The organism is Streptomyces roseofulvus (assembly GCF_039534915.1).
Classification (GTDB): domain Bacteria; phylum Actinomycetota; class Actinomycetes; order Streptomycetales; family Streptomycetaceae; genus Streptomyces; species Streptomyces roseofulvus.
The window spans coordinates 7,875,779-7,896,501 of the sequence record NZ_BAAAWE010000001.1 but is presented as its reverse complement, the minus strand read 5'-3'; the positions used below and the strand labels follow the sequence as shown (position 1 = coordinate 7,896,501).

Genomic DNA, 20,723 nt, shown 5'->3' with positions numbered 1-20,723 from the left:
CGTCGCGAGCAGGCCGCCGACCTGGGTCTTGAAGAACTGAATCGGTTCCCCATCGGCAACTGTGTAGCCCAGTTGGACTGACAGACGGTCGAAGCCCCTGCTAGACGGGGCTTCGACCGAGGAACCCGTCTTCTATAGAGGCGTCGCGCGCTTGTGTACCTGTCCGGGGTCGACGCGTCCAGCTCTGCCCTGCGCTTCCTGTCCGCCAAGCTCCGCCAACACCGCTGGGAGCTCGGTACCCGGTGGCGACGCCTGAGCCCAGGCCGGCAGGCCCTGCTCACACGCGCCCACCTCCGCAACGGCACCCCTACGCCCAGCTCGCGGCCGGGTTCGGCGTCGGCACCACCACCGCCTATCGATACGTCGCCGAGGCTGTGGACCTCTTGGCCGCACTCGCCCCGACCCTCGAGGAGGCTGCCCGTACGGCATCGAGGAAGGCGTTCGTACTGCTGGACGGCACCCTGTCGCCTATCGACCGCATCGCCGCAGACCGTCCCTTCTACCTCGGCAAGCACAAGAAGCACGGGATGAACGTGCAGATCCTGGCCGACCCCTCCGGGCGGCTGCTGTGGGCCTCACCTGCCCTGACCGGAGCCGTCCACGACGTCCGGGCCGCCCGCGAACACGGCATCGTCCGCATGCTCACGGACGCCGGCATCACGTGCTGGGCCGATAAGGGATACCGAGGTGCCGGAGGCATGGTCCGCATCCCGTCCTGGGAACGCTGGGAGACACTCTCCCAAGGCCAGAAGGCCGTCAACCGGTCCCACGCCAGGCCGTCGCCACCCTCAAGTCCTGGCGACTCCTCCTCCAACTGCGGTGCTCGACCGTCCGCATCACAAGCTTGGTCCAAGCCGTCCTGACCCTGCATGTGGCCAGCTCAGACCGATGATGGAAAGAACTCAGTGAGCTGTTTCCAACCTCAGCTTGAGCAGGTCAGATACAGGGTGAGGATTGCACCCGCAGCAACCGCTTCAAGCGCTGAACACTTCGCGAAGCGCTGCAGGCGGTCGCGAGCTGGCAGGTCGGCAACGACGACGAAAGGCGGATCAGCGCGCCGGTTCCGACGTGCCTCGCGCCTGGTCGCGGCCGGCGACCACCAGGTATCCATCGCTCTCGGAGTCGAAGGTGGTGGACTGCACCGTGAGCCCGACACTCCGCAACTGCGCCACGAGGTCCTCGTACCGGTAAGGCCAGATGGACAACCGCTCCGAGCAGGCTCGCACTGCCCCATCCGGCTCGATCTGGGCGACCACGATCTCGAGGAAGTGTTCCTGCTCCCAGCGCTGCTCGATCTGCCAGTAGTAGCTGACGACCGCATTGCGGTCGTTGCGGCGGATGAGTCGATCGCGGACGTCTACCCGCGAGCCGGCGGAGCGCACGAGCGCCCAGTTGCGTGAGTGGAGCACAAGGCGTCCGCCCGGATTCAGCAGCCGCGACATCGCTTCCAGTGCGGTCAGACGCCCGGCTGCGCCCTCAGCGTGCCCGAGCGAATTGCCGACGCAGAACACCAGATCGAACGTGGAGTCCTCCAGGTGGTCGGGCAGCTCGTCCCAACTCGCGCGGAGAGCTCGAAGCGAGACACCCTGCTCGTCGGCCACCTTCTCGGTCCGGCGAACCATCCCATCACTGGCGTCTGCGGCGACCACGTCAAGGCCAAGACTCGCGAGACCGACGGCGAGCTGGCCGGTTCCACACGCGCAGTCGAGGACGCGCGCGTTGGGCGGCAGAGAGCCCACGACATCGCTGTAGTAAACCGCGGCTGCCTTGGCGGGGGTCAACCTGTCGTCCCCGATCAGCCACTCGTACACGTCGGCAAGAGCCCCATAACCAGCCACCGCGATAACCTCCATCACTCGACGACGCGCGGGCTAGACCGCGCCTGCGATTCGGACCTTGCGCCTCGCACTGTGCCGGGCCGTGTCAGCGAAGCATTGAGCAGGACCCAACCACTTCCGGCCGCTGAGACTCCACCAGATTTCATGGGAAACCGCGGCACGCCGCACCGACGCAGGTCCCCACTCCACCAGCGCCCCATCGGCCACGATGGGGACAATGAGCCCTTTGCAAGCCGCGTTGTCCGACCGCGAGTTGGACTGTCCTGCGCAACGACGAAGCTCCTGGTAGACGGGTTCTCGACCAAGATCACCCTGATCCGCCAGGAGCTTCGCGTGCTTGTCTACCCGTCCTCGATTGATCTGTCCAGCCGCACCCTGCGGTTCCTGACCGGACGACTGACAGCCCGGCGGCAGGAGATCGGAACGCGGTGGCGGCGCCTTCCCGCCGCACGTGAGGCACTGCTCGCCCTGGCCCATCTACGGTGCGGTGACACCTATGCCCAGCTCGCTGCCGGGTTCGACATCGGGATCGCGACCGTCTACCGCTACATACGTGAAGCCATCGAGGCCCTGGCCGCCCTCGCCCCGTCCCTGGCCGAGGCGATGAAGACGATCCGGACGAAGGCGTCCGTGATCCTCGACGGCACCCTGCTGCCGATCGATCGCATCGCCGCCGACACCCCGTACTACTCCGGGAAACACAAACGCCACGGCATGAACGTCCAGATCCTCACCGATCCGTTCGGACGGCTGCTCTGGGCCTCGCCGGCTCTGCCCGGCTCGACTCACGACCTGACCGCCGCGCGGCAGCACGGCATCATCGAAGCCCTCGCCGATGCGGAACTCAAATGCTGGGCGGACAAGGCATATCAAGGCGCAGGCGGGCCCGTCCGTGTACCGTTTCGGGGCCGCCGCCTCAAGCGATGGAAGCGTCGCCACAACACCACCCACGTCAAGATCCGCTGCCTCGGCGAGCGGGCCATGGCTACCACCAAGGGCTGGCGCCTCCTGCGGAAGCTCCGCTGCAGCACCAACCGAATCACCGACGTCGTGAAGGCCGTCCTCGTCCTTCACCACGCATCAGTGTGAGGTTGGAAAAGGCTCAGTCTCTGGAACGCAGAAAAGCCCCGCACCAGAAGGTGCGGGGCTTTCCCACAATGATTGTTCGGCGGCGTCCTACTCTCCCACAGGGTCCCCCCTGCAGTACCATCGGCGCTGAAAGGCTTAGCTTCCGGGTTCGGAATGTAACCGGGCGTTTCCCTAACGCTATGACCACCGAAACACTATGAAGTTGAACTCAACCGGAACATGGGAGTTCGTTACTTCAGAACTAACACAGTGGACGCGAGCAACTGAGGACAAGCCCTCGGCCTATTAGTACCGGTCAGCTCCACCCATTACTGGGCTTCCACATCCGGCCTATCAACCCAGTCGTCTACTGGGAGCCTTACCCTCTCAAGGAGGTGGGAATACTCATCTCGAAGCAGGCTTCCCGCTTAGATGCTTTCAGCGGTTATCCCTCCCGAACGTAGCCAACCAGCCATGCCCTTGGCAGGACAACTGGCACACCAGAGGTTCGTCCGTCCCGGTCCTCTCGTACTAGGGACAGCCCTTCTCAATATTCCTACGCGCACAGCGGATAGGGACCGAACTGTCTCACGACGTTCTAAACCCAGCTCGCGTACCGCTTTAATGGGCGAACAGCCCAACCCTTGGGACCGACTCCAGCCCCAGGATGCGACGAGCCGACATCGAGGTGCCAAACCATCCCGTCGATATGGACTCTTGGGGAAGATCAGCCTGTTATCCCCGGGGTACCTTTTATCCGTTGAGCGACGGCGCTTCCACAAGCCACCGCCGGATCACTAGTCCCGACTTTCGTCCCTGCTCGACCCGTCGGTCTCACAGTCAAGCTCCCTTGTGCACTTACACTCAACACCTGATTGCCAACCAGGCTGAGGGAACCTTTGGGCGCCTCCGTTACCCTTTGGGAGGCAACCGCCCCAGTTAAACTACCCATCAGACACTGTCCCTGATCCGGATCACGGACCCAGGTTAGACATCCAGCACGACCAGAGTGGTATTTCAACGGCGACTCCACAACCACTGGCGTGGCTGCTTCAAAGTCTCCCACCTATCCTACACAAGCCGAACCGAACACCAATATCAAACTGTAGTAAAGGTCCCGGGGTCTTTCCGTCCTGCTGCGCGAAACGAGCATCTTTACTCGTAGTGCAATTTCACCGGGCCTATGGTTGAGACAGTCGAGAAGTCGTTACGCCATTCGTGCAGGTCGGAACTTACCCGACAAGGAATTTCGCTACCTTAGGATGGTTATAGTTACCACCGCCGTTTACTGGCGCTTAAGTTCTCAGCTTCGCAACCCCGAAAGGTCACTAACCGGTCCCCTTAACGTTCCAGCACCGGGCAGGCGTCAGTCCGTATACATCGCCTTACGGCTTCGCACGGACCTGTGTTTTTAGTAAACAGTCGCTTCTCGCTGGTCTCTGCGGCCACCCCCAGCTCAGAGTGCAAGACTCATCACCAGGCGTGGCCCCCCTTCTCCCGAAGTTACGGGGGCATTTTGCCGAGTTCCTTAACCATAGTTCACCCGAACGCCTCGGTATTCTCTACCTGACCACCTGAGTCGGTTTAGGGTACGGGCCGCCATGAAACTCGCTAGAGGCTTTTCTCGACAGCATAGGATCATCCACTTCACCACAATCGGCTCGGCATCAGGTCTCAGGCTACGTGTTGTGCGGATTTGCCTACACAACGCCCTACACCCTTACCCCGGGACAACCACCGCCCGGGCTGGACTACCTTCCTGCGTCACCCCATCGCTTACCTACTACCACCTTGGTTCGCCGGCTCCACCACTTTCCTTTCCCCGAAGGGTCCGGAACGGCTTCACGGGCTTAGCATTAATGGGCTCGATATTGGGCGTTTCAAAGCGGGTACCGGAATATCAACCGGTTGTCCATCGACTACGCCTGTCGGCCTCGCCTTAGGTCCCGACTTACCCTGGGCAGATCAGCTTGACCCAGGAACCCTTAGTCAATCGGCGCACACGTTTCTCACGTGTGTATCGCTACTCATGCCTGCATTCTCACTCGTGAACCGTCCACAACTCGCTTCCGCGGCTGCTTCACCCGGCACACGACGCTCCCCTACCCATCACAGCGGGCGTTGGCCCTCATGCTGCAATGACACGACTTCGGCGGTACGCTTGAGCCCCGCTACATTGTCGGCGCGGAATCACTTGACCAGTGAGCTATTACGCACTCTTTCAAGGGTGGCTGCTTCTAAGCCAACCTCCTGGTTGTCTCTGCGACTCCACATCCTTTCCCACTTAGCGTACGCTTAGGGGCCTTAGTCGATGCTCTGGGCTGTTTCCCTCTCGACCATGGAGCTTATCCCCCACAGTCTCACTGCCGTGCTCTCACTTACCGGCATTCGGAGTTTGGCTAAGGTCAGTAACCCGGTAGGGCCCATCGCCTATCCAGTGCTCTACCTCCGGCAAGAAACACACGACGCTGCACCTAAATGCATTTCGGGGAGAACCAGCTATCACGGAGTTTGATTGGCCTTTCACCCCTAACCACAGGTCATCCCCCAGGTTTTCAACCCTGGTGGGTTCGGTCCTCCACGAAGTCTTACCTCCGCTTCAACCTGCCCATGGCTAGATCACTCCGCTTCGGGTCTTGAGCGTGCTACTGAAACGCCCTATTCGGACTCGCTTTCGCTACGGCTTCCCCACACGGGTTAACCTCGCAACACACCGCAAACTCGCAGGCTCATTCTTCAAAAGGCACGCAGTCACGAGACACAAGCAAGCTTGCGTCCGACGCTCCCACGGCTTGTAGGCACACGGTTTCAGGTACTATTTCACTCCGCTCCCGCGGTACTTTTCACCATTCCCTCACGGTACTATCCGCTATCGGTCACCAGGGAATATTTAGGCTTAGCGGGTGGTCCCGCCAGATTCACACGGGATTTCTCGGGCCCCGTGCTACTTGGGTGTCTCTCAAACGAGCCGCTGACGTTTCGTCTACGGGGGTCTTACCCTCTACGCCGGACCTTTCGCATGTCCTTCGACTACATCAACGGTTTCTGACTCGTCCTGTCGCCGGCAGACGACAGAAGAGAGATCCCACAACCCCGCATGCGCAACCCCTGCCGGGTATCACACGCATACGGTTTGGCCTCATCCGGTTTCGCTCGCCACTACTCCCGGAATCACGGTTGTTTTCTCTTCCTGAGGGTACTGAGATGTTTCACTTCCCCTCGTTCCCTCCACACTGCCTATGTGTTCAGCAGTGGGTGACAGCCCATGACGACTGCCGGGTTTCCCCATTCGGAAACCCCCGGATCAAAGCCTGGTTGACGACTCCCCGGGGACTATCGCGGCCTCCCACGTCCTTCATCGGTTCCTGGTGCCAAGGCATCCACCGTGCGCCCTTAAAAACTTGGCCACAGATGCTCGCGTCCACTGTGTAGTTCTCAAGCAACGACCAGCCACCCATCACCCTGACCACTAAGGACCAGGTTCACTGGGGCCGGCATCGCGAAGATACAACCTTGCGGCCGTACCCTCAGATACCCAACAACGTGCCAGATGCGAGCGCCGTCCGTGTCATCCGTTCCACGCCGAAGCAGTACTTGGAGACCTTCAGGTCACTCGCATCCAATAATCAACGTTCCACCCATGAGCTGACCGTGCAGAACGTTTGCCTGCAATCGGTACTGTGCTCCTTAGAAAGGAGGTGATCCAGCCGCACCTTCCGGTACGGCTACCTTGTTACGACTTCGTCCCAATCGCTGGTCCCACCTTCGACAGCTCCCTCCCACAAGGGGTTGGGCCACCGGCTTCGGGTGTTACCGACTTTCGTGACGTGACGGGCGGTGTGTACAAGGCCCGGGAACGTATTCACCGCAGCAATGCTGATCTGCGATTACTAGCAACTCCGACTTCATGGGGTCGAGTTGCAGACCCCAATCCGAACTGAGACCGGCTTTTTGAGATTCGCTCCGCCTCACGGCATCGCAGCTCTTTGTACCGGCCATTGTAGCACGTGTGCAGCCCAAGACATAAGGGGCATGATGACTTGACGTCGTCCCCACCTTCCTCCGAGTTGACCCCGGCGGTCTCCTGTGAGTCCCCATCACCCCGAAGGGCATGCTGGCAACACAGGACAAGGGTTGCGCTCGTTGCGGGACTTAACCCAACATCTCACGACACGAGCTGACGACAGCCATGCACCACCTGTATACCGACCACAAGGGGGCACCCATCTCTGGATGTTTCCGGTATATGTCAAGCCTTGGTAAGGTTCTTCGCGTTGCGTCGAATTAAGCCACATGCTCCGCTGCTTGTGCGGGCCCCCGTCAATTCCTTTGAGTTTTAGCCTTGCGGCCGTACTCCCCAGGCGGGGAACTTAATGCGTTAGCTGCGGCACCGACGACGTGGAATGTCGCCAACACCTAGTTCCCAACGTTTACGGCGTGGACTACCAGGGTATCTAATCCTGTTCGCTCCCCACGCTTTCGCTCCTCAGCGTCAGTAATGGCCCAGAGATCCGCCTTCGCCACCGGTGTTCCTCCTGATATCTGCGCATTTCACCGCTACACCAGGAATTCCGATCTCCCCTACCACACTCTAGCCTGCCCGTATCGGATGCAGACCCGGGGTTAAGCCCCGGGCTTTCACACCCGACGTGACAAGCCGCCTACGAGCTCTTTACGCCCAATAATTCCGGACAACGCTTGCGCCCTACGTATTACCGCGGCTGCTGGCACGTAGTTAGCCGGCGCTTCTTCTGCAGGTACCGTCACTTTCGCTTCTTCCCTGCTGAAAGAGGTTTACAACCCGAAGGCCGTCATCCCTCACGCGGCGTCGCTGCATCAGGCTTTCGCCCATTGTGCAATATTCCCCACTGCTGCCTCCCGTAGGAGTCTGGGCCGTGTCTCAGTCCCAGTGTGGCCGGTCGCCCTCTCAGGCCGGCTACCCGTCGTCGCCTTGGTAGGCCATTACCCCACCAACAAGCTGATAGGCCGCGGGCTCATCCTTCACCGCCGGAGCTTTCCAGACGAGGAGATGCCTCCCCGTCTCGTATCCGGTATTAGACCCCGTTTCCAGGGCTTGTCCCAGAGTGAAGGGCAGATTGCCCACGTGTTACTCACCCGTTCGCCACTAATCCACCCCGAAGGGCTTCATCGTTCGACTTGCATGTGTTAAGCACGCCGCCAGCGTTCGTCCTGAGCCAGGATCAAACTCTCCGTGAATGTGTACCCGTGATCGGGTTCAACACTCGCGTTGAGCGGGACGGTCAGGTCGGAATAAGACCGACCGTCCACAGCGTCCTCGCTGTGTTTTGTTTCAAAGGAACCTCGACCAACCGAAACCGGCTGGACGGGGTATCAACTAATCTGGCGTTGATTTTTGGCACGCTGTTGAGTTCTCAAGGTGCGGACGCTTCCTTCGTTCCTGTTTCCAGGCCCTCCGGGCGCTTCCTTCGTTTCCGACTCTATCAGATCTTTCCGATCCGATTTCCTCGGTGCTTTCCAGTCCCTTTCGCTTTCGCTCCGGGCCCTTCCGGCGTTTCCGACTCTATCAGATCCTTTCGGCGTCTGATTCCCAGTCAGCGGGGTTTGCCTTCCGGGCTGTTGGGCCGTTCCGACGAGTGAGACTTTAGCGGATTCCCGGGCTCCGAAGCGAATCGGGGCCGGCGTCCAGACTTCGAACGTGGATTCCTCATTTCGCAAAAACGCACGGAAAGCAGAACGGCACGACGAATCGCGGCCGTCAGGCTCAGTGGTTCTTGCGGAATGGCTGTCCGGGGCCGACCGGGGCCGGTGCTCACGTCGGACAACTCGGAGGAGAGTACGCATCCGGTAAACCCGTGTCAACTTCGGCCTCGACCGAGCCCGCGGTTGTCTACCCGGCTGCGCCGGCGGGGGGCCTGCCATGAGCGTGGCCGCGGAGGTGCCGTTGTCCTGCATTGACGGCCGAAGGCTTCGTAGCGGCCTGCGAGCGAACCGGTGGTTCGGGGGCGGCGAGGCTGGGGGCCTCAGTGGCGAGGGCGACCTTGCGCATGTCTAGACCCCGAAGTGACGGTCCGGGATGCGTTGGGCACGACGACGTCCGTCGGGCCAGCAGCCCTCTCGCAGGTCACGCGGATGCGGTGCGCGTCCAGGGGGATGGGGGTGATCATGTCGCCGGCTCTCGGCGGAGTCCTTGCTCGCTTCCTCGACGACGGCGTCGTACAGCGCGGGACGGCAGACATGCGGAGGTTGCCCATGGCTGTCGGGAGCCGCTCAGACGGACGGCTCGCGGGCGCGATCGTCCGAGGGGAGACGCCCCGTGACCGGGTAAGCGTTGACCTGATGGTGTTGACCTGATGGTCGACGCAGGCGCTGCCGCAGAGGCCGTGCTGGCGGGCGCCTTCAGGCGACCATGCGAAAGCTCGGCCACTGGTCGCACGTGGCCTGGGCTCCGACGTAGGGGTGCGGGGGTGTGGCGTGGAGGAGTACGGCCGGAGGTGGTTATCGAGCACGGTCGGTCCTCGGCCGGGCACTCTCCGAACTCCCAGGGGCGATGTTGGTGGCCGGGGGCCTGCGAGGGGCACTCACGCGGCTTCTCCACCGCACCAGCAGATGCACCCTGCGCTGCCAGGCCGCGTCGCTCCAGGCAGCGGACGGCGCCCGCACCGACCCCACCGCCGGCCTTCGCCGGCTCAAGAAAGCGGGGGACTACGCACTGGGCCACCAGGACAAAGCTCCCTGGCAGTGCCTTGTCGACCGGCTGATGGAGGTGGTTCGAGACGCGAGGGCCTGGGCCGTTCACGCGGCGGCTTCACCAGCAAGATCCACCTGAGCGCGGACGGATTGTGCCGCCCGCTGTCCCTGATCGTCACGCTGGGGCAGCCAGCCGACTGCACCCAGTTCACTGCGGTGCTGGAGAAGATCCGGGTCCCCCGGCCCGGGGCAGGCAGGCCCCGCAAGAAGCCCGGCAGCGTGGCGGCCGACAAGGCATACGGCAACGGCCTTTGCCGTCAGTACCTGCGGCGCCGCGGCATCCGGAACGCGATCCAACACCGTCGATCGGGCCATCAACAAGCTGCAGAACTCCCCCGCCGTCGCGACCCGTTACGACGACGACCGCGAACACGTCTTCCTCGGCACCGTCACCGCGGCCGCACTCGTCACCTGGCTCCGCACCTGGTTTCGTAACGCGGCCTCAGTCCGCCGAGGCACCCGAAGCCAGTTCCAGGCCCGCCGTCGCGAGGAGGTCTTCATGGGTGATGTCATCGCCGCCGGTGCCGTCGTCCCATTCAGCAAAGAGCCCCGAGCGGCCATCGTCCCGGGACTCCGGCGTGTCGTCCTCGACATCCGGGCCGGGATGCCACTCGACGCTGCCCACGCCATACCTGTACCGGAGGTACCGGAGGTGCAGGTACTCAGCGTGTTCGGTCCGGATGGTCGCGCGTCTGCGGATGCCCCACACCACGCGATCGACGTCGAGGCCACCTGGAAGGTGGTCTCGAGGAACAACCTGCAGCACGCTGCGCGTGATCGGCTCCTAGAACATGGTGTTGTCGTTCCTGGAGGTGGGCGGGATGAGTTGGAGGACGTCCCAGTGTTCGACGATCTTGCCCTCGTCGTCGAAGCGGAAGATGTCGATGCCCGCGTACTCCTCGTCGGGCCAGATCTGGTGGCAGTGCAGGATGACGTGGTCGCCTTCGGCGAAGGCGCGCTTGAAGGTGACGCGCTTGCCCGGGTACTCGGCGGCCATGCGTTCGAAGTAGTCGATGAAGGCCTGCTTGCCGTCGGCGACGTGGGGGTTGTGCTGGGTGTAGGTGTCGCCGACGAAGCGGTCGATGGCTTCGGCCGGGCGGCACTCGTTGAACATGAGGTCGTAGAACGCCTTGGCCGCGGTCTTGTTCTTCTCCGGGTCGCGCATGGTGTCACCGTAGGGTCGGGTTTCGGGTCCGGCATGACGCGTGCGGCAAGCAGGTGCCTGAGGTGTCAGAACAGGCCGTTGGGGTGCGGGAGCTCGGTGGGTGCCGGAGTGATGACGTCCCAGTGCTCGACGATCTTGCCGCCCTGGACGCGGAAGAGGTCGTAGTACGCGACGGGCGCGCCGAACTCGCCTTCGGACTGGAGCAGGACGAGGTCGCCCTGGGCGATCACCCTATGGACGGTCTTGTAGACGAGGTTCTTGCCCTGCTCGGCCCACTTCGCGGCGGCGGCGCCGAAGCCGTCGAGGCCGTCGGCCGCCTCGGGGTTGTGCTGGTGGTACGTCTCGGTCGAGATGTAGTCCGTCAGGACTGTGTAGTCGGCGCCCCTGAGGACCTTCTCCGCGAACTCCAGCACCAGGGCCCGGTTCGCCTCGGTCAGGTGCAGGTCGGACGGCTCGGTGGGGCCGTCGGTCTGGGAACGGCCGGAGACGGTGTCCTTGATCAGCGGGGTCAGGGCGTCCCAGTGCTCGGCGAGCTTTCCTTCGGCGTCGACACGGAAGATGTCGAAGGCGACGAGCGGGTCGGGGCCGAAGCCGTGGTAGGTGCCGTGGAGGGCGACCAGGTCGCCGTCGGCGATCACCCGGGCGCCTTCGTACCGGAAGCCCTCAGGCAGTCCGGCGACCAGGGTGCGCAGGGCGTCCGGGCCGTCGCCGGCGAGCGCGCTGTGCTGGCGGTAGTCGGCGGCGACCCAGCGGTCCACCGCGCCCGGGTCCTTCCTTCCGAACAGCTCGCCGGCGGCGGTCAGGACGGTGTGCACGGTGCTCGCGGTGTGCACGGTGTCCAGGGAGTTCTTGGCGTTGCTCATGGCGGTCTCCTCGCGGATCGGTGCGTGGGGGGGGGCTGGCGGAGGGTCGCCTCGCGCCCAGGTGTCGCTTGCTTCTTTCCGACATCTCCTTGCGCCGGCGGGCTCACTTCTTCCAGCTTGGCGCGTCCGGGCGGCCCGGATCCGGTACGCTGGCGACTCACGATGGCCAAAAAGCGACACGGTGTTGAATCCGAGATCCCCGAGGTCTCCTTCCTCGCCCCCGTCGGTACCCCCGCCGGCGTCGAGGTGCTGGCCCTCACCGACCTCCGCCGCCGGGTGCCCGTCGAGCGGCTCGCGGTGCCCCGGCGGCCGGACTTCCATCACCTGGTCACCCTGACGGGCGGGACCCTGCGGCACACCGTCGATTTCACCGCCCACCTCCTCGAACCGGGCGCCTGGCTCTGGGTGCGCCCCGGGCAGGTTCAGCAGTGGGGCGACCTCGCCCACGCCGAGGGAACTCTGATCCTCTTCCGCCAGGACTTCCTGGACCCCGCGACCTCCGCCGGTGCCCGCGTCGAGGATCCGCACGCTGCCGTGCTGCTACGCCCCCTGTCCGGTGACGCCGCGGCCCTTCGGCTGGCCGCCGATCACCTCGCCGCCGAGTTCCGCGCCCTCGGTCAGCTACCGCTGGAGGTCCACACCGCGGCGCTGCGCCATCTGCTCGCCGTGCTGGTCCTGCGCCTCGCCCACCTCACCGCACCCGTCGGCGCGGCGGTGCCCGAGGCTGACACGACCTATGTGCGTTTCCGCGACGCCGTGGAAAGGGACTTCGCCCGGACTCGCCGGGTGGAGGACTACGCCGGGGCGCTGGGCTACTCGGCGCGTACGCTTTCGCGGGCCACCCTGGCGTTCGCCGGGGTGGGCGCCAAGGAGTTCGTCGACCGCCGGGTCGTGCTGGAGGCCAAGCGCCTGCTGGGGCACAGTGACCAGACGGCCGCGCGTATCGCCGACCACCTCGGGTTCTCCAGCGCGACACACTTCAGCAAGTACTTCCATCAGCGCACCGGGCAGACGCCGATCGCCTTCCGCGAGACGGTGCGCGGGCACTCGACCCTCTGAAGCGCTCAAGCTCCGGTTCGTGCAGCTGCGTGGTGAGAGTGTTCGCGGCCATGTCGCCGGTTCTGGTGCGGCCAGACCAGCCGGGCGACGCTGCCGCTCTCGGCGCCGTAGGCGACCAGGTCCTCCGGCTGGTGGGACCCATCGTGCGCCCTCTCGCAGCGGTGGGGCAGCCCTTGTGTCTCGCGGGACGGGGTGCGTCCGCGTGGGGAGCTGGAGGGGGTGGAACCCGCGCGACGACCCGGCAGCCTCCAGGCCTGACAATCCGTTTCTCCTCCCTTCTCCTGTCGGCTGCTTCGCAGACGTTGCCGACCGCCAGGTCCTGTGACCGCTGGGGACGCGCAGGAGTCCCTTCCTCGATCCTCGTCACGACGAGAGGCGTCGTCGACTCGTGCACCGTGCTCTTGCGGGCGCCGGGTGCGGCGGCGTCCAGGTACCCGGCGGCTGGGGCCTGGGGGCCCCTGACGCACGTCATGGGCTCTCTTCCTCCCCCGTCCTCGTCTGCCGCTTGGACGCACTCGTGCTCAGCACGTACCGAGTGGCTCTGACAGGATGCCGAGATGCCTCTGCCCCGACCTGTTGATCTACCTCGCTGGTCCTGCGGACCGACTTCGGCGACGAGGGGGCCTGGGACGCGGTTCGGGCCGCGTTTGACGCCGCCGGCGGTGCTCACCGCCACGCCACGTACGTGAGCGAGCTTTGCTTTGCCGGTGTGGAGGTCCATGCCCTGACCGCCGAGGGTTCCCGCTCGGTGGTTTCCTGCCATCTCGGCCAACCTGACCATCGCCAACATGGACTGCGCGGAGTTGCCGAGACTGTTGACGAGTCGGGGACGTTTCGCGGCTTCGACGAGAGCTGACGTGATGGCGTCGTAGCTCGTGTGGCGGGATGAGGGTGGGGCCCAGGCGCGGGGGCGCCGCACCGTGCTTGCCGCCTCCTGCTAGGAGCTGTCCGGTCGATCTTGGCGTATGCGGGTCAGATGCCGGTGTTGGTGGCGATCCAGGTCCGGTAGGCGCCGGTGTTGGTGTAGACGGAGGGGTAGTTGCCGCTGCAGTTGGACACGCCCCAGCTGACGACGCCGATGATGAGGCCGTTCTGGATGAGCGGGCTGCCGCTGTCGCCGCCGCAGGCGGCGATGCCGCTGCCCTTGTCGTAGGTGCACAGGTGGGTGAGGTTGATGTTCTGGCCGGGCCAGCGCAGTTGGCACTCGCCCAGGGTCAGGACGGTGACGGTGGCCTGCTGGAGGGTGTTCGGCGCGGTGTCGTTCGCATCGGTGTAGCCCCAGCCGGTGAGGGTGGCGGTGCCGCCGAGCAGGTCGGGCAGGGCGGGCAGGGCGGCCGACTGGACCTGCGGGGTGTAGGTGATCGGGGTGGCGAGTTTCAGCGCGGCGATGTCGTTGGGGATGCCGGCGCCGTTGGCGTTGTAGTTCTCGTGCAGGCGGTACTCCTGCGCCGGGTAGAGGGTGCCCGCGGGGTTAAGGGTGGTGGAGCCGGCCGCGACCCGCAGTCGGCTGGCGGTCTTCCCTTGGAGGCAGTGGGCCGCGGTCAGCACCCATCGCTGGCCGATGATCGACCCGCCGCAGAGGTGGGACCAGACGCCGGAGGTCTGCTGCTGGATCGACACCATGTAGGGGTAGGCGCCCGCTGGGGCGCTGGTTCCGCCGACCACCGCGGCGGCCCTGTCTGCTGTGCCGCCGACCAGCCCCGCCGCTGTCAGTGCCGCCCCGAGCAGCACCGCCAGCAGATGCCGCAGCGCGCCTCGCCGTCGTGCCATCTTCCCGTCCCCCTTTCCGCGCGCCGCCTCCCGGTAGGTGCGGCCCCGGTGGAGCTTTCCGGTCGCGGGGCCGCTCCCGCAAGCGGTGAACCGGTCGTTCCCGATCAACGGGAACGGCCGGACGGCCACCGGGGGCGCGGGGTCAGGCGCCGGTGCCTACGGTGAGGTGGAAGATGTCGGCGAAGGCGGTGCCGAAGGTCAGCAGGGCCGTGGAGCCGATCAGGGCGAGGGCGCGCGCGCAGAGCGCGCGGGCCGTCGTGTCGGCGCGGCGGGTGGTGTTCACGGGCGGGTCCTTGTCTCGGGGCGGGGCGGCCGGGGTTACAGGGGGGTGATGACGGGGCCGAGGATGTTGATCAGGTCGATGATCGTCTGGGTCAGGGTCACGGGGTCTCCTTCAGTGTGCGGATGCGGGTAGGGGTTGGGCCGGGTCCGCGCAGCGGCAGGCCGGTTGTGCGGTGTGTTGTGCTTCGAGGTGGCGCAGGCGACGGGAGAGTTCCTGGACGGCGGCGATCAGGACGCCCTGGGCGTCGACGGTGTCGATGACGGTCTCGCGCCGGCCGTAGCCGAAGGCGGCCCGCCAGTCCTGGGCCATGGGGCCGATGTGCAGGGCATCGGGGTCCCAGTCGTAGCGCCACTCGCTGATCGGAAGGTCGTCCAGGAGGGCGAGGATCTGGGCCCGGGTCAGGGGCTGGTCCCGCTCGGTCCGGGGCGGCCGGGGCCGCAGGAACGTCGAGGCCATCCCCCGGACCAGGGCAGTCAGGTTCACGGCTTGCCCGGTCTGTCGCGGCGGGGTCAGGAGATCGGCTTGATGTCGTGCTTCACGTCACGGTTGCTGGTGATCAGCGGCACGATGATCGGGTCGACGAGGACCTTGAGGACGGCGTCCAGCCAGTTCACGTAGGACTCCACGGGTGAGCGGGGGTGTCGGTCGGCGGACATTTCATCAGCCCGGCCCGCCCGCGTGCAGGGGAAGATCGAAAATGACCGCCGCCCACCGGATTCGATCATGGTGGCGGGCGGGGCTGACCGGGGCGGGCTGCCTCCTCCAGCCCTTGTCCGTTTCGACTCCTTCAGATGTCTTTGATCACCACTTTGGACTTGTGGGATTATTTGTCCGCCACCCGTTCGGGTTCGGCTGTACCCGTCCCGAGGAGTTGCCCTGTGTCCGCATCACCGTCCCCCGCACCGGCCGGCCGCCGGCTGACCTGGCCCTGGTTCCTGGTCGTGGTCGTCGCCTACCTGGCGATCCTCCAGGGCCTGGGCGCGCTGATCGGCGTCGACCGGGGCAGCGGCGACAGCCAGTTCCCCACCACCGAGTCCGTGGTGCGCAACGGCGTGATCCCGATCGGCCTCTCCGTCCTGTTCGGCGCGGCGGTGGTGACCTGGCTCGGCTGGTGGCGCAGCGTCCTGACCTACCGGGCGCCGGTGCGCCGCTGGGTGCGCTTCGTGCCGATCTCCATGCTGGTGGTCGCCGTCATGGCGGTGAACTACCCCAACCTCGCCGACCAGCCGGCCTCGCTGGTGCTCGCGCTGGTGGCGATGACCGCGCTCGTCGGCATCGGCGAGGAGTTGATGTTCCGCGGCATCGGCGTGCAGGTCTTCAAGCGCGCTGGCCTCAGCGAGGGCCAGGTCGCCCTATGGTCCTCGGTGGTCTTCGGTGTCGTCCATGTCAGTAACGCCTTCGGCGAGGGCGCCCAGGCCGTCCTGCAGGCCGTGATCGTCTCCACCTCCGGCTACTTCTTCTACCTGTGCCTGCGCGTCGGCGGCGTCCTGCTGCTGCCCATGCTGGTCCACGGCATGTGGGACTTCAGCCTGGTCTCCAACACGGTCGGCGCCGACCCGAAGACATCCCCCGGGATGGTGCTGCCGATCCTGCTCCAGGTCGTCCTGATCGTCCTGGTGATCGTCAAGCGCCGCACCGTCGAACCGGCCGCCCATCCCGAGGACCCCGCCGTGGCCCCCGCCCACCGCTGACACCCTGCTGCCGTCCGCACCGCCCCGCCACCATGGCGGGGCGGTTTCCTTTGCGGTGCCGGCGGCCCCCGGTCGTGTGACCCCCGGCACTCGCCGCGCGTCGGTACGGGCATGGGGCGGGGAGATCTCACGGACGCCGAATGGGAGCGGCTGCGACCGCACCTGCCGGCCGGCAACCGGCGATGCGGTCGCTGGCGGGACCACCGGCAGGTGATCGACGGGATCCTGCACCGGGTGCGGACCGGAGTGCAGTGGCGCGATCTGCCCGAGCGGTTCGGGCCGTGGAAGACGGTCTACGAACGCCATCGGCTCTGGTCGGCCGACGGGACCTGGGAGCGACTGCTCCAGCGGGTCCAAGCAGAAGCCGACGCGGACGGCGACATCGACTGGGACATCTCCGTGGACTCCACCATCGTGCGCAGCCACCAGCACGCGGCAGGAGCACGCAACGACCCGCCGCCAACCCTTGCGTCAAAGAGGGAACGGGCCGAGAAGACACCAGGACGGGACACCCCGGAAGAGTCGCGCCGCCCACCGGGCGGAGGCGGCGCGGAAGGCGAGGGCCTCGGCCGCTCGCGCGGCGGCTTCACGACCAAGATCCACCTGAGTGCGGACGGCCGCTGCCGACCTCTGTCTCTGATCATCACACCAGGACAACGGGCCGACTGCACGCAGTTCGAACCGGTCCTGGAGAAGCTCCGTGTCCCTCGGATCGGCCCGGGCCGGCCCCGCACGAAACCGGACAGTCTGGCCGCCGACAAGGCATACAGCAACGGGCCGTGCCGTGACTACCTGCGCAAACGCGGAATCCGGCACACGATCCCCGAGAAGACCGACACCCGGGCCGCCCGCCTGCGCAGGGGCGCGCGCGGCGGGCGGCCACCGGGCTTCGACGAGGAGCGGTACAAGAAACGCAACACCGTCGAACGGGCCATCAACAAGCTTAAGCACGCCAGAGCCGTCGCCACCCGATACGACAAACGCGGCTACATCTACCTCGGCACCGTCACCGCAGCATCACTCGCCATCTGGCTTCGCACATGATCGACCGGACAGCTCCTAGCCGGGCCGCCTGCACGGCGCTGGACGCTCAGGTCGCCGCGTACGCCGCCTTCGGTCATCCTGGCCTGCGTAGCGTCGACTGTGAGAGCGGCTCCGCCGCTGTCCGCTCCACCCTGTACGCCCGGGCCCTGCCCGCCCGGGACAGGGGAACGACCCTGGGAATGCTGCGTGCGGTCGTCGGCGGCGGCATCGCCTTGGTGCCGCCAGAGCGCCGGCGCGGGCGCCCTCGTGCTGGCCTGGCACGCTCGCCCCGCCCCGGATCGCAGCCCTGTTCACCATCGCCGGCTGACTTATCGCCGCCGTGCACGTCCTGCTCCTGCGTATCCGCGCCCCCGTTCCGCCGCGCCACCCTGGCGACGAATGCGGTCGTGGTGCTGCTGGCCCTGCGCGAGGTCACATCCCGAGTCGGCAGCTGGACCCTCGCCCTACTGCACACGGCACGTGCCGGGGCACTACGGGCGGGGTCTCCTTCGCCAGCCCGTCGGCCCCATCCTGCTGACCGCCTCTCGTCGTCCCGCGTCCTCGCCGCCGTCATTTCCGGCGCCTCCTCCTCCACGCCGCCCGTCGCCCGGTGGGGCGTGCAGCACCACGCGAAGGCCTACGGGCTGTCCCGTAGACGTTCCCCATGAGCGAGGCTCGGTTCAGGCAGGCAGCTTCGTCGGAGGTTGTGCTCGTGGTGCTCAGGCCTGGGCGGGGAAGTCCGGATGGTCGACGTAGGGCGAGGCGAGGTCGCGCAGGTCGTGGCAGGGCCATGGGTCGCGGGCGTGGCGGGCCAGGATGCGCCGCTTGGCCTCGATCTCGCGCAGGACGCGGGCCGGGTCGTGGAGAGCTACGTGCTGAGCGATCGTGGGGTGGAAGCCGGAGAGGTCGACCTGGCAGAAGTCGACGGTGTGTCCATGGGCAGACCACTCACCGCAGCCGTCACCGTCGCAGCGCCGAGCCAAGTCGGCCTCCTCGTCCAAGCGCGCCTCAAGGAACCTCACCAGCTCGTCAGTCATAGAGGCATTCTCGCGTTGTGCTGGGCCCCGTGAAAAGATCTTGGTGTGGCCGGTGTGATCACGTCGTCGGAGCCTTCCTGTACAGCCCCCATTCACCGGGCTCAGCCCACGGCGGTCCGGCAAGCTGGTGACAGTGCCGCGACGCGCAGGAGCGGACGCGGTCCGCGAGGCCGGCCGTGGAGTGTTCCGCTGGAGGACCGGGCACTGCTGGTTGCGGCCTACTGGCACACGAACCTGCCTGTGCGGCAGCTCGCCCCGCTGTGCGGGGTGTCGAGGTCGGCGGCCGACCGGATCTTCGACCACCTCCCGCCGATGCTCGCCCTCCAGGCCCGCAAGCGGTTCGCGCAGGACAACGTGCTCATCGTGGCTGGCACCCTGGTGCCCACCCGGGGCTCAGGGTGTGCGAGGAGTCCGGCGCGAAAGCCTCCGTCGGCAACCCACTGACGACCGCCGACGGTGGCTAACTTGATCTTTAACGTGCGTCGTCGAACGGTGCGTCGTACTTGATCACTCGGTTCGGTATCCGCCGTACATGGAAGCGGCCTTCGTTTGAACATGTGCTCCGACCAAGGAACACACACGTTCAGCACGAAGGCCGTGAGGATGAGTCTGCAGCATCACGATGCCCGGCGAGAGTCGTTGGCGGAACTGTCACGCTTCCGGGGCGAGTTCTACTCCTGCCTGACTGCTCGTTCGGATGCCCTGTTCGAGCTGGCCGACGCGGTCTTGTGCGGGAACGAGCCGGTGAGATCGCTGGCCGAGCTGTCGCTGGTGGGCGAACACCGCCGCGGGCATGGCGGGCTCTACGCCGCCCTCGCCGAGGGCCGGGTCGACGCCGAGCGGATGCGGCAGGCTCTGACATCGGTGCCGCTGCCTCGGGCGGTCGACGGCCGGCTGGTCCTGGCCGTCGACGTCACCTGCTGGCTGCGGCCGGACGCCCACACCTCACCTCAGCGGATCCTGTGTCACACCTACGGCCGGGGCAAGGACCAGCACATCCCGGTCCCCGGCTGGCCCTACTCGATCGTCTGCGCGCTGGAACCGGGCCGCAGCTCGTGGACCGCGCCCCTGGATGCCCGGCGTCTGGCGCCCGGGGACGACACCGCCACCGTCACCGCACGGCAGCTGCGCGACCTGGTCGAGCGGCTTATCACCGCAGGTCAGTGGCAGACCGGCGACCCGGACATCCTCATCATTGCGGATGCCGGATACGACGCACCCCGCCTCGCCCACCTCCTGCGGGACCTGCCGGTGCAGGTGCTGGTCCGGATGCGGTCGGACCGTGTCCTGCGCAGGCCGGCACCGCCGCGGGAGCCTCACACCAGGGTCCGGCCGCCCCGGCACGGCGGCGAGTTCGTCTTCGGACAGCCCGACACCTGGGGCACCCCGGACACCGAAACCGTCACCGACACCCGCCTCTACGGCACCGCGCTGGCCCGGTCCTGAGACCGCCTCCACCCCAAGCTCACCCACCGCTCGTCCTGGGCCGCGGCCGACGGCACCCTCCCGATCGTCGAAGGCACCGTGATCCGCCTGGACATCGACCATCTGCCCAGCGGAGCCACCCCGAAGCCGGTCTGGCTGTGGTGGTCGGGCACCGACGCCACCGCAGCGGACACTGACCGGCTCTGGCAGGCATATCTGCGTCGCTTCGACATCGAGCACACTTTCCGCCTGTTCAAGCAGACTCTCGGCTGGACCTGCCCGAAGATCCGCACTCCCGAGGCGGCCGACCGATGGACCTGGCTGATCCTGGCCGCCTACACCCAACTGCGACTGGCCCGACCGCTGGCGGCCGATCGGCGCCGCCCCTGGAAGAGGCCCGTTCCCGCCGACAGGCTCACGCCCGCACGTGTCCGCCGCGACTTTCGGCACATCCGCCCGAAGGCCGCCTGTCCCGCCCAAGCACCGAAATACGTCCGCCCTCGACCCGGCAGGCCACCGGGTCGAAAGAACAGCCGGCCCACCCCACGCCACGACGTCCACACAATCCACAAGACGGGCACCACCACGTCTCGGAAGAAGAAATCGACTACCCCACGGCCCCGCCGCACAGGTTAAAGATCAAGTTAGCCTTCGCGCTCATCGGGGCCAGGCCGACGACGCCCCCGCCTTCACCGCCCAGCACCCATCTGCGGCCGTCGTCGCTACGGATCGCGCGGATGTTCACCTGAGAGACGATCCGGTTGCCGCGTTG

General features: G+C 66.0%; 14 protein-coding genes, 3 rRNA genes and 3 pseudogenes. 9 read left to right on the top strand and 11 right to left on the bottom strand.

From position 1 onward, the window contains the following. Positions 1–153 precede the first annotated feature (153 nt). A pseudogene (locus ABFY03_RS36365) lies at positions 154–892 on the top strand (transposase family protein). 157 nt (positions 893–1,049) lie between these two features. Here ABFY03_RS36365 and ABFY03_RS36360 read toward each other — a convergent pair. Next, positions 1,050–1,853, bottom strand: coding sequence for a class I SAM-dependent methyltransferase (locus tag ABFY03_RS36360; protein WP_346172030.1), 804 nt, complete (start codon positions 1,851–1,853; stop codon positions 1,050–1,052). 318 nt (positions 1,854–2,171) lie between these two features. Between ABFY03_RS36360 and ABFY03_RS36355 the strand changes: the two genes are divergently transcribed. Further along, complete coding sequence (locus ABFY03_RS36355) at positions 2,172–2,927, top strand: transposase family protein (protein ID WP_346172029.1); 756 nt, start codon at positions 2,172–2,174, stop codon at positions 2,925–2,927. Positions 2,928–3,001: 74 nt separating this feature from the next. On the opposite strand, the gene rrf is transcribed toward ABFY03_RS36355, so the two are convergent. From rrf to ABFY03_RS36340, 3 genes are all read right to left on the bottom strand, one after another. Further along, positions 3,002–3,118 (bottom strand): 5S ribosomal RNA (gene rrf, locus ABFY03_RS36350). 74 nt (positions 3,119–3,192) lie between these two features. Next, a 23S ribosomal RNA gene (locus tag ABFY03_RS36345) occupies positions 3,193–6,313 on the bottom strand. Positions 6,314–6,597: 284 nt separating this feature from the next. Further along, a 16S ribosomal RNA gene (locus tag ABFY03_RS36340) occupies positions 6,598–8,123 on the bottom strand. Together the 16S, 23S and 5S rRNA genes form the textbook arrangement of a ribosomal RNA operon. A gap of 1,371 nt (positions 8,124–9,494) precedes the next feature. On the opposite strand from ABFY03_RS36340, the gene ABFY03_RS36335 reads away from it, so the two are divergent. Continuing rightward, complete coding sequence (locus tag ABFY03_RS36335) at positions 9,495–10,070, top strand: transposase (protein ID WP_386723675.1); 576 nt, start codon at positions 9,495–9,497, stop codon at positions 10,068–10,070. A 7-nt stretch (positions 10,071–10,077) separates the two neighbouring features. Here ABFY03_RS36335 and ABFY03_RS36330 read toward each other — a convergent pair whose 3' ends face one another. The 3 genes from ABFY03_RS36330 to ABFY03_RS36320 form a co-directional block, all read right to left on the bottom strand. After that, positions 10,078–10,260, bottom strand: coding sequence for a hypothetical protein (locus ABFY03_RS36330; RefSeq protein ID WP_346172028.1), 183 nt, complete (start codon positions 10,258–10,260; stop codon positions 10,078–10,080). Positions 10,261–10,419: 159 nt separating this feature from the next. Further along, complete coding sequence (locus tag ABFY03_RS36325; RefSeq protein ID WP_346172027.1) at positions 10,420–10,800, bottom strand: nuclear transport factor 2 family protein; 381 nt, start codon at positions 10,798–10,800, stop codon at positions 10,420–10,422. A gap of 65 nt (positions 10,801–10,865) precedes the next feature. After that, a complete protein-coding gene (locus tag ABFY03_RS36320; RefSeq protein ID WP_346172026.1) occupies positions 10,866–11,663 on the bottom strand; it encodes a nuclear transport factor 2 family protein in 798 nt (265 codons plus the stop codon). Positions 11,664–11,825: 162 nt separating this feature from the next. Between ABFY03_RS36320 and ABFY03_RS36315 the strand changes: the two genes are divergently transcribed. Further along, a complete protein-coding gene (locus ABFY03_RS36315) occupies positions 11,826–12,722 on the top strand; it encodes a helix-turn-helix transcriptional regulator (RefSeq protein ID WP_346172025.1) in 897 nt (298 codons plus the stop codon). Between the two features lie 589 nt (positions 12,723–13,311). Then, positions 13,312–13,578: a DUF6924 domain-containing protein gene (locus ABFY03_RS37995; RefSeq protein WP_386723676.1), complete on the top strand. Its 267-nt coding sequence runs from the start codon at positions 13,312–13,314 to the stop codon at positions 13,576–13,578. A 116-nt stretch (positions 13,579–13,694) separates the two neighbouring features. On the opposite strand, the gene ABFY03_RS36310 is transcribed toward ABFY03_RS37995, so the two are convergent. The 3 genes from ABFY03_RS36310 to ABFY03_RS36300 all read right to left on the bottom strand — a co-directional run bounded on the left by ABFY03_RS36310 (position 13,695) and on the right by ABFY03_RS36300 (position 15,258). Next, on the bottom strand, positions 13,695–14,492 hold the full coding sequence (locus tag ABFY03_RS36310; protein ID WP_346172024.1) for a serine protease: 798 nt from the start codon (positions 14,490–14,492) through the stop codon (positions 13,695–13,697). Positions 14,493–14,634: 142 nt separating this feature from the next. Beyond that, entirely contained in the window at positions 14,635–14,775 is a 141-nt protein-coding gene (locus ABFY03_RS36305; RefSeq protein WP_346172023.1) for a hypothetical protein, read from the bottom strand. Positions 14,776–14,886: 111 nt separating this feature from the next. Then, positions 14,887–15,258, bottom strand: coding sequence for a tail fiber domain-containing protein (locus ABFY03_RS36300; protein ID WP_346172022.1), 372 nt, complete (start codon positions 15,256–15,258; stop codon positions 14,887–14,889). 395 nt (positions 15,259–15,653) lie between these two features. Between ABFY03_RS36300 and ABFY03_RS36295 the strand changes: the two genes are divergently transcribed. Both ABFY03_RS36295 and ABFY03_RS36290 read left to right on the top strand, forming a co-directional pair. Next, on the top strand, positions 15,654–16,466 hold the full coding sequence (locus ABFY03_RS36295) for a CPBP family intramembrane glutamic endopeptidase (RefSeq protein WP_346172021.1): 813 nt from the start codon (positions 15,654–15,656) through the stop codon (positions 16,464–16,466). 111 nt (positions 16,467–16,577) lie between these two features. Further along, on the top strand, positions 16,578–17,510 hold the full coding sequence (locus tag ABFY03_RS36290; RefSeq protein WP_346172020.1) for an IS5 family transposase: 933 nt from the start codon (positions 16,578–16,580) through the stop codon (positions 17,508–17,510). A gap of 698 nt (positions 17,511–18,208) precedes the next feature. Here the strand turns inward: ABFY03_RS36290 and ABFY03_RS36285 are convergent. Further along, complete coding sequence (locus ABFY03_RS36285; protein WP_346172019.1) at positions 18,209–18,526, bottom strand: DUF6221 family protein; 318 nt, start codon at positions 18,524–18,526, stop codon at positions 18,209–18,211. Positions 18,527–18,571: 45 nt separating this feature from the next. On the opposite strand from ABFY03_RS36285, the pseudogene ABFY03_RS36280 reads away from it, so the two are divergent. Both ABFY03_RS36280 and ABFY03_RS36275 read left to right on the top strand, forming a co-directional pair. Continuing rightward, positions 18,572–18,967: pseudogene (locus tag ABFY03_RS36280) on the top strand (helix-turn-helix domain-containing protein); the annotation flags it as partial. 162 nt (positions 18,968–19,129) lie between these two features. Next, positions 19,130–20,587: pseudogene (locus ABFY03_RS36275) on the top strand (NF041680 family putative transposase). Positions 20,588–20,723: the final 136 nt, after the last annotated feature.

Excerpts from the sequence above, each read along its gene's own strand:
- ABFY03_RS36315 (WP_346172025.1), top strand. The coding sequence starts at position 11,826 with ATGGCCAAAAAGCGACACGGTGTTGAATCCGAGATCCCCGAGGTCTCC.
- ABFY03_RS36310 (WP_346172024.1), bottom strand. The coding sequence starts at position 14,492 with ATGGCACGACGGCGAGGCGCGCTGCGGCATCTGCTGGCGGTGCTGCTC.
- ABFY03_RS36285 (WP_346172019.1), bottom strand. The coding sequence starts at position 18,526 with ATGACTGACGAGCTGGTGAGGTTCCTTGAGGCGCGCTTGGACGAGGAG.
- ABFY03_RS36360 (WP_346172030.1), bottom strand. The coding sequence starts at position 1,853 with ATGGAGGTTATCGCGGTGGCTGGTTATGGGGCTCTTGCCGACGTGTAC.
- ABFY03_RS36335 (WP_386723675.1), top strand. The coding sequence starts at position 9,495 with ATGCACCCTGCGCTGCCAGGCCGCGTCGCTCCAGGCAGCGGACGGCGC.
- ABFY03_RS36320 (WP_346172026.1), bottom strand. The coding sequence starts at position 11,663 with ATGAGCAACGCCAAGAACTCCCTGGACACCGTGCACACCGCGAGCACC.
- ABFY03_RS36290 (WP_346172020.1), top strand. The coding sequence starts at position 16,578 with ATGGGGCGGGGAGATCTCACGGACGCCGAATGGGAGCGGCTGCGACCG.
- ABFY03_RS36325 (WP_346172027.1), bottom strand. The coding sequence starts at position 10,800 with ATGCGCGACCCGGAGAAGAACAAGACCGCGGCCAAGGCGTTCTACGAC.